General features: G+C 72.9%; 8 protein-coding genes. 3 read left to right on the plus strand and 5 right to left on the minus strand.

The window, feature by feature from the left end; genetic code table 11:
• Positions 1–167: 167 nt before the first annotated feature.
• Complete coding sequence (locus NUM_RS08555; protein WP_207124249.1) at positions 168–734, minus strand: PadR family transcriptional regulator; 567 nt, start codon at positions 732–734, stop codon at positions 168–170.
• Here NUM_RS08555 and NUM_RS08560 point away from each other — a divergent pair.
• On the plus strand, positions 674–1,948 hold the full coding sequence (locus NUM_RS08560) for an FAD-dependent monooxygenase (protein ID WP_207124250.1): 1,275 nt from the start codon (positions 674–676) through the stop codon (positions 1,946–1,948). The genes NUM_RS08555 and NUM_RS08560 overlap by 61 nt on opposite strands.
• A 36-nt stretch (positions 1,949–1,984) precedes the next feature.
• Here NUM_RS08560 and NUM_RS08565 read toward each other — a convergent pair whose 3' ends face one another.
• Positions 1,985–2,593, minus strand: coding sequence for a TetR/AcrR family transcriptional regulator (locus tag NUM_RS08565; protein ID WP_207124251.1), 609 nt, complete (start codon positions 2,591–2,593; stop codon positions 1,985–1,987).
• Between the two features lie 87 nt (positions 2,594–2,680).
• Here NUM_RS08565 and NUM_RS08570 point away from each other — a divergent pair, with 87 nt between their 5' ends.
• Both NUM_RS08570 and NUM_RS08575 read left to right on the plus strand, forming a co-directional pair.
• A complete protein-coding gene (locus NUM_RS08570; protein ID WP_207124252.1) occupies positions 2,681–3,064 on the plus strand; it encodes a nuclear transport factor 2 family protein in 384 nt (127 codons plus the stop codon).
• Positions 3,065–3,110: 46 nt separating this feature from the next.
• A complete protein-coding gene (locus NUM_RS08575) occupies positions 3,111–3,320 on the plus strand; it encodes a hypothetical protein (protein WP_207124253.1) in 210 nt (69 codons plus the stop codon).
• Between the two features lie 46 nt (positions 3,321–3,366).
• Here NUM_RS08575 and NUM_RS08580 read toward each other — a convergent pair whose 3' ends face one another.
• The 3 genes from NUM_RS08580 to NUM_RS08590 all read right to left on the minus strand — a co-directional run bounded on the left by NUM_RS08580 (position 3,367) and on the right by NUM_RS08590 (position 7,232).
• Positions 3,367–4,587 (minus strand): phosphatase PAP2 family protein, encoded by a 1,221-nt coding sequence (locus tag NUM_RS08580; protein ID WP_207124254.1) that lies wholly within the window; start codon positions 4,585–4,587, stop codon positions 3,367–3,369.
• A 160-nt stretch (positions 4,588–4,747) separates the two neighbouring features.
• Entirely contained in the window at positions 4,748–5,533 is a 786-nt protein-coding gene (locus NUM_RS08585; protein WP_207124255.1) for an SIR2 family NAD-dependent protein deacylase, read from the minus strand.
• Positions 5,534–5,645: 112 nt separating this feature from the next.
• Positions 5,646–7,232, minus strand: coding sequence for an FAD-dependent monooxygenase (locus tag NUM_RS08590; RefSeq protein ID WP_207124256.1), 1,587 nt, complete (start codon positions 7,230–7,232; stop codon positions 5,646–5,648).
• Positions 7,233–7,495 lie beyond the last annotated feature (263 nt).

Genomic DNA, 7,495 nt, shown 5'->3' on the forward strand with positions numbered 1-7,495 from the left:
CCCGATCACGTCACCATCACTTCGCTCGCCGCGGTGCGGCATTGCCCGGGAGCAGCCTCCAGACATTCGCCAGGAGGGTCCGGCCCCGGCGTCCCGTGACGGCTCACATCTGCGTTTGCGGCGGCGCACGGTGCTTGCCGCCGTGTTGGTGTTTGGTGCGGGTGGGGTCAGGGCGTCGGCTGGTCCGCTGCCGGTGCGGGGTTGTCGGCGTGGTGCAGTTGGTGTAGTGCCCAGTGGGCCCATTGCACCTGGGCGTCTGCCTGGTAGATGCCGTGTTCCAGGGCGAGGCGGCCGTACCGCAGGCCGTGCCTGGGATGGGTGGTGTCGGCGTCCGCCAGGGCGGCCAGCTCCCGCAACTCGGCGGCAAGGTGCTCGGCCTCGGTGAGGTAGCGCTCCAGTTGCGCGCGGGCCTCGTCCGGGGTGAGCGCCGAGAGCAGCATCATCCGCAGCACCCGCTCGTCCCGGATCGCGCGCGGTTTCGGTTCCGACAGGAGCCAGTCGTGCAACTCGATCCGGCCGGCCTCGGTGAGTGCGTACGTGCGACGGCCTCGGGCACCCTCGTCGGTGACCTCGATCAGGCCGTCGGCGGCCATCCGGTTCAGCTCTGGGTAGATGTGGCTCTGCCGGGCCGACCAGGCGAAACGCCGGAGCGACCGGTCGAAGCGGGTGCTCAGTGCGTAGCCGCTCGCCGGTCCATCCTCCAGCAGGCCGAGCAGAGCGTGCCGCAACGACATTCGATACTCCTATGTTGACAGGTACACTTGTAGGTATGGATACAGACGTCATCATCGCCGGCGCCGGCCCCACGGGTCTCACCCTCGCCATCGACCTGCGACAACGCGGCGTGCGCTGTCGAGTCTTCGACAAGGCTGCCGCGGCCTCGCCGGGCACCCGCGGCTTCACTCTCAAGCCAAGCACTCTCGAGGTTCTCGCCGGGCTTGGCGTCGCCGATCGGATTCGTGCGGCCGGCACGGTCGAGCGCCGCCTGCTGTTTTTCCTCACGCCCGCCGAGCACGCCACGGCACGACAGCGTCGCCGGGCCGGCACGCCGCTGTTCGAGCTCGAGTTGCGGCCCACACCGGATCGCGAATCGGTCGGCATCCCCCAGTTCCGCACCGAGGCGATCCTGCGCGAGCGGCTGGCGGAGTTGGGCGGCGAGGTCGAGTTCGGTCGGGCCGTCACCGGCTTCGCCGACCGTGGCGACGCGGTCGAGGTCACGATCGACGACGGATCGACCCTTCGATCCCACTACCTGGTCGGCACCGATGGCGGACGGAGCACGATCCGGACCGCGGCAGGCATCGGCTTCGTCGGACGCACCCACACCGAGAGCGCGCTGATCACCGACGTACGGCTGGAGGGGCTCGACCCGACCAGCGGCGTGCACATGTTCATGGGCCCGCGCGGCATGGTCGTCTGCCGGCCCATCCCGCACGACGACCACTGGCAGGTCGTCACGGGAGCCCCTCCCGGCGACGAGGCGCTCTCGGCCGAACTGGTGCAGCGAAGGTGCACCGAGCTGACGCAACGCGACGATCTGCGAGTACGGGCGGTCCGGTGGACGTCGATCTGGCGCTACAACCTGCGCGTCGCCGACGCGTACCGCAAGGGGCGCGTCTTCATCGCGGGCGATGCGGCGCACGTACACCCGCCCACCGGTGGACACGGGATGAACACGGGGATCCAGGATGCGTCCAACCTGGGATGGCGGCTCGGTCGGGCGCTCGACGGGACCTCCGGCGAGGACGTGCTGTACGGCTACGAGCGGGAGCGGCTTCCGGTGGCGCGCGCGATCCTCGCCGACAGCGCCGAGCAGTTCAAGGGCATGACATCGCTGCCCCGGCTGCCGAGGTTCGTGCTCCGAAGGGTACTGAAGGCGGGCTTCGCCAAGCGGCAGCTGAGCAACCAGGAGACGCCTCGCCACCCGGCCGGTACCGCCCGCACCTGACCGGGCCACGCCGTCACCGAGGTCGCCCACGTCGGCTCACCGGGCGGGGAGGCCGACGAGGCGGGTGAGGAAGCGGTCGATCTGGGCGGTCAGGGGTGGCCAGTCGAGCTGAGGTTGACTCAGGCGCAGGGCCACGGCGCCGTGCACGGCGGCGCGCAGGTCCAGGGCGACCAGTTGGGCGTCGCCGGCGGGAGCCACGCCGGCATCCATGCAGCGGCGGACGGCGGCCGTGGTCGAGTCGGCGACCTCGGAACGAAACGCCGTCTCGGGGCGACGGTTGACCGCGCTCTCGTGCATCACCCGGTAGAGACCGGGGTGGCGGCGTGACCAGGTACCGAGCACGAGCACCCGGGCGCGCAGCTGCTCGGCCGGGTCGTCGCTGCCGGCGGCGGCCTCGTCGGCGGCGCGCATCAGGTCGTCGTGGCAGTGCCGCAGCGTCGCCAGCACCAGCGCGTCACGGTCGGCGAAGTGCAGGTAGACCGAGGTCGCCGCGGTGCCGACCGCGCGGGCCACCGCCCGCATCGACAGCGCCTGGTCGTCGCCCAGCTCGTCGAGCAAGCCCAGCGTGGCGTCGATGATCTCGGCGCGCAGCCGGTCGCCCTGGCCGCGCGGGTTGCGGCCGCGCGGCGACGCTTGCGTACCCATGCGAGACATCCTAACTGAACACTTGTAACTGTACGGCTGTAGCGTTAGTGTTCCGACACTACAGCCGTACAGTCAAGGAGCGTGCCGATGTCCTCGGTGCAGGAACGCAACAAGCAGACGGTGCTCGCCTTCTACGAGGCGGCGATCAACCGCAAGGACGCCGACGCCGCGGTCCGGCTGGTCGGCGACCGGTACGTGCAGCACAACCCGCGGATCGCCGACGGCGTCGACGGGCTGCGGGCCTTCGTCGCGCAGCTGCGGGAGACGTTCCCGCAGCTGCGGGCCGAGGTACGCAGCCTGCTCGCGGACGGCGACCGGGTCGTCGGTCACGTGTACGGGGTGCGGGTGCCGGGCCAGCCCGGTACCGCGATCATCGACATCTTCCGGCTCGCCGACGGCAAGCTGGTCGAGCACTGGGACGTGATGCAGCCGATCCCGGCGGAGTCGGCCAACGACAACGGGATGTTCTGACCGCCCGGCGTGCGGTCGCTCCCCCGCCGGGTGGGAGGCTGACCGGGTGGGTGGCGATCAGGTACCGGTGCAGTGTTCGGCGAAGGGGTGCCGGCGCTCGGCACGGTGGCAGCTGCGGTGGAGCAATCCGCGGATCCATGCCGGCGACCGGCGCAAGACGTGGCTGGCCTGCGACGAGCACCGCGGGTCGCTGAGCGAGTTCCTGTCGGCCCGCGGCTTCCTGCGCGAGGTCGTCCCGATGGACGCCGACGCCTGACCGCCGCCGGGCACCGACGACCGCGGTGGGCCGCCCGGTTCGGCGATCAGCCGCGGGCGGCAGGCGGGCCGCTGACCGGCGCGCCGGCCGCTTCCGGCTCGGCGGTCACCGTCGACCCACCGGCATCCGGCTCGGTACCGCCGGTGCGCTGCGCCGTTGCCTCGCGTTCACGGCCGTCGACCGACCCCAGGTCGGCCCCGCCGCGGCCGACAGGCCCGACGTCGATCGCCTCGCCCCGGCCGGCACCGACGGGCTCGGCGTCCCGGTCGGGGTCGACGGCGGCGCCGTCGACCCGCACGCCGTCGACCCGGACGCCCTCGACCCGTGCACCCTCGACTCGTGCGCCGTCTGCCGGGTCGACGCTCGTGCCGGCGCGCGACTCGTCGGACGCGGCGGTCCCGGCGGCGCGGCGGGCCCGGCGGCGGCGCCACAGGCGTTCGCCGACCGAGACGAGCACGAAGCTGGCGAGCACGTACAGCGCGCCGACGATCATGTCCGTGACGTGGTGCTCGCCGCAGTAGCTGAGGGTGAACGCCATCGCGAGCGGGTACAGCGCGAGCAGCGGGATCCACCGCTTGCGCAGCCGGGTCATGAAGAAGCCGGCGACGCACAGCGAGAACGCGAAGTGCAGCGACGGCATCGCCGCCACCGGGTTGGCACCGAGCTGCGCGTGGTTGAGCATGTTGCCGGCGCCGTGCAAGCCGATCGCGTTGAAGCCGCGCGACGACAGCCGCGCCACCGGCTCGATCAACCCGTACTTGGCGGCCCACCACGGCGGCGCGGCCGGCCACAGGATGTAGGTGGACACCCCGGCGAAGGTCAGCAGCATCCAGCGGCGCATGAACGCGCCCCACGCGGCCCGGTTCCGCAGCCACAGCACCGCCGCCACGATGTAGACGGTGAGGAAGTGGGAGAAGTACACGAAGCTGACGCCGACGTCCCACGGGTGGATGTGGTTCGGGTCGTACAGGTGCTGCTGCAGCCACACCGTCGGGGTGACGCCGAAGATCGCGTGGTCGATCGTGAGCATCTCGTAGACGTGCGGCACCGTGGTCGACGTGTACGCCCAACCGCGGCTGTAGCTGTAGAGCACCAGGAACACCAGCACCGGCAGCCAGTCACGCAGGAACCGCAGGTGGTGGGTCCAGTGCCGGCCGTTGTTCCAGCCGATGGTCAGCACCCACAGCCAGATGCTCGCGAGGATCGGGTCGGTCGGCAGGCCGACCGTGACGCACCAGGCGACGAACAGCAGGCCGACGACCGTCATCCCGATGATCCGACGCCGGCGGCTGGTTCCGGTCGGCGTCGGCGTTTCGGGGCGCGGTGCCGGCGGGCCGGCCGAGTCACCTGCGTCGGCCCGTGCCGAGATCGGCGGCTGCGTCATCGGCGACCCCCATCACCCTGTTACGTCGCGTGGTCGGATCAGATTAGCCGTTGCCGGAAAGCACCCTGCGCACGAGCGCCGGTACGACGACTCCGATCGGTGCGGCGAACCGGCGCGCGGCGATCTCGTCGTACGGGGTGGGTTCGGCGTTGACGATCACGATCCGGGCGCCGGCCGCGGCGGCGAGGTCGACCAGGCCGGCGGCCGGGTGCACGGTCAGCGACGTACCGATGGCGACGAACACGTCGGCGGCCGCCGCGGCGGCGGTTGCGGTGGACAGCACCGAACGGTCCAGTTGCTGGCCGAACGCGACGGTGGCCGCCTTCTGTATCCCCCCGCAGGCGGTGCAGGCCGGGTCGGGGTCGCCGGAGGCCACCCGGTCGAGCACTTCGGTCATCGGCACCCGCCGGCCGCACTGCAGACATTCGACCTGGTAGAGGGTGCCGTGCAGCTCGATGACGCGGCTCGGGTCGGCGCCGGCGCGCTGGTGCAGGCCGTCGATGTTCTGGGTGATGGTCGCCCACAGCCGGCCGGCGCGTTCCAGCTCGACCAGGGCGAGGTGCGCGGCGTTCGGGCTGGCGTGCCAGGCCGGGTTGTCGCGCCTCGACAGCCAGGCGCGACGGCGCACGTCCTCGTCGGCGAGGTAGTCGGGCAGCGACACCAGGCCGACCGCCGCCGGATCGCGGGTCCAGACGCCGTCCGGGCCGCGGAAGTCGGGAATGCCGGACTCGGTGGAGATACCGGCACCGGTCAACACGGTGACGCGGTCGGCGTTCCGTAGCCAGCCCGCCGTCTCGTCGATCGCCGTACCGCTCAGCTCCGGCCGCATCGGCCCAGTCAATCACGCGAGCGCCGGACCCGGCCCGGGTGCACCGACGCGGGCGGCGCGCGGTCGGACCGGCGGCTCCGTACCGGGCCCGCCGGTCCTTCGCCAGGCCGGGTCAGTAGCCGAACTTCGCCAGGTAGGCGTCCAGGCCGGCCGGGTCGCGGCCGAGGAAGCCGACGTAGCCGTCCGGCCGGACCAGGACCAGCAGTGGCCGGTCGGGGTGCGCCCCGTAGCCGGCGTGCGCGTGCCCGCCGGTGTCGACCAGCGCGCCGGGCACCGCGGCACCGGGCCGGACCACCCGGCGTACCGCGAGCCCGTCCCGCGCCGCCGGGGCCGGCCCGGCGCCGAACGCCAGCACCGTCGCGTGCGGGCCGGCGAACACCTGGAACAGCCGTACCGGGGTGCCGTCGGCGTCGTGGCACGGCGCGTCCGGCGCCCGGACGCCGGCCCGTACCGGGGCGTCGAGCAACTGTTCGCCGGCCGGCCCGGCACCGTCGCCCCGCCCGGCACCGGCCGGACCGTCCCGGTCGACGGGGTCAGCACCGTCGACTGAGACGGCACCGTCGGCCGGGACGTCCAGGTCGGTGACCGACAGCGCCGAGTCGGGATAGCCGAGGGTGAGCTGGGCCAGCTCCGGGTCGTCCCGACGCAGCGCGTCGCCGTCCCCGGCGACCCCCTTGTCGTGCAGCGCGGTCGTGACGCCGAGCACGCCGGCCGCCACCGGCAGCCGCTCGTCCTGGTAGCTGTCCAGCAGCGGTTCCGGCGCTCCGGACAGCACCCCGGCGAGCTTCCAGCCCAGGTTGTAGGCGTCCTGGATGCTGGTGTTCAGGCCCTGCCCGCCGGCCGGCGAGTGCACGTGCGCGGCGTCGCCGGCCAGCAGCACCCGGCCCACCCGGTACCGGTCGACCATCCGGATGTTCGCCCGCCACACCGACGCCCAGACCACCTCGCCGAGGTCGAGATCGACGCCGGCCCGCGCGGCGAACAGCGCGTGCACCCCGGCGGTGTCCGGGGTCGGGTCGCTGCCGTCCAGCAGCGGCGCCTGCAGTTGGAACAGGTCGGTACCGCCGAGCGGGCACAGCCCGATGCCGGTGTCCGGGCCGTCGCCCCAGAAGTGCCAGTGTTCCCGGTCGAGGCCGGCGACGGGCAGGTCGGCGACGATGGACCGCTCCCCCTCGCGCGTCTCGCCGAGGAAGCCGACGCCGAGCGCCGCCCGTACGGTGGAACGGCCGCCGTCCGCGCCGACCAGGTACCGCGCGGTGACCGTCTCGCCGGTGCCCAGCTCGGCGTGGACCGCGGTCTCGTCCTGGTCGAAGCCGACGAGCGCGGTGCCGTACTCGACGGTGCCGCCGAGCTCGCGCAGCCGGTCGGCGAGGATCCGCACGGTGCGGGTCTGCGGCAGCATCCAGGCGTTCGGGTACGGCAGCTGCGGCGTCGCCGCGCGCTCCGGCGCCATCCGACCCTCGTACACCACGGTGTCGCCGCGGTAGGCGCGGATCGGCGGGTACGGCGAGCCGGCCGCGAACACGGTGTCGAGCACGCCGAGGTCCTCGAAGACCTCCAGGGTCCGCGGCTGCAGCCCCTTGCCGCGGGAGCCCGGGAACGGGCCCGGCCCGGCGTCGACGAGCCGATGCGGCACGCCGCGGCGGGCCAGTTCGATCGCCAGTGTCAGGCCGGCCGGGCCGGCTCCCACGATCACCACGTCGGTGTGGTCATCTCGCGCTCCCGGTTGAGTGAATTTCGATTCAGTGAATTCAAATTCAGCATGACCGCTGCTAGGTTCGCTGTCAAGTCCGCGCGAACCAGCCAGGCCCGGAGCGGTGCCGGCCCGCTGCGGCAGGAAAGAGGGATCGTCGATGGCACAACGCAAGTCGGCGTCCGCCGGCCGCGACGCGACGCCGGCCGAACCGCCGGCCGCAGGCCGCGGCGGGGAGCCGGCCGATCCGCCGGCGGCGGGCCCCGGCG

The sequence above is a fragment of the Actinocatenispora comari genome (assembly GCF_017312725.1).
Lineage (GTDB): Bacteria > Actinomycetota > Actinomycetes > Mycobacteriales > Micromonosporaceae > Actinocatenispora > Actinocatenispora comari.

What these genes read in the sequence shown, in the direction of transcription:
- NUM_RS08565 (WP_207124251.1), bottom strand. Translation starts at nt 2,593, where the DNA reads ATGGGTACGCAAGCGTCGCCGCGCGGCCGCAACCCGCGCGGCCAGGGC.
- NUM_RS08585 (WP_207124255.1), bottom strand. Translation starts at nt 5,533, where the DNA reads ATGCGGCCGGAGCTGAGCGGTACGGCGATCGACGAGACGGCGGGCTGG.
- NUM_RS08570 (WP_207124252.1), top strand. Translation starts at nt 2,681, where the DNA reads ATGTCCTCGGTGCAGGAACGCAACAAGCAGACGGTGCTCGCCTTCTAC.
- NUM_RS08580 (WP_207124254.1), bottom strand. Translation starts at nt 4,587, where the DNA reads ATGACGGTCGTCGGCCTGCTGTTCGTCGCCTGGTGCGTCACGGTCGGC.
- NUM_RS08555 (WP_207124249.1), bottom strand. Translation starts at nt 734, where the DNA reads ATGTCGTTGCGGCACGCTCTGCTCGGCCTGCTGGAGGATGGACCGGCG.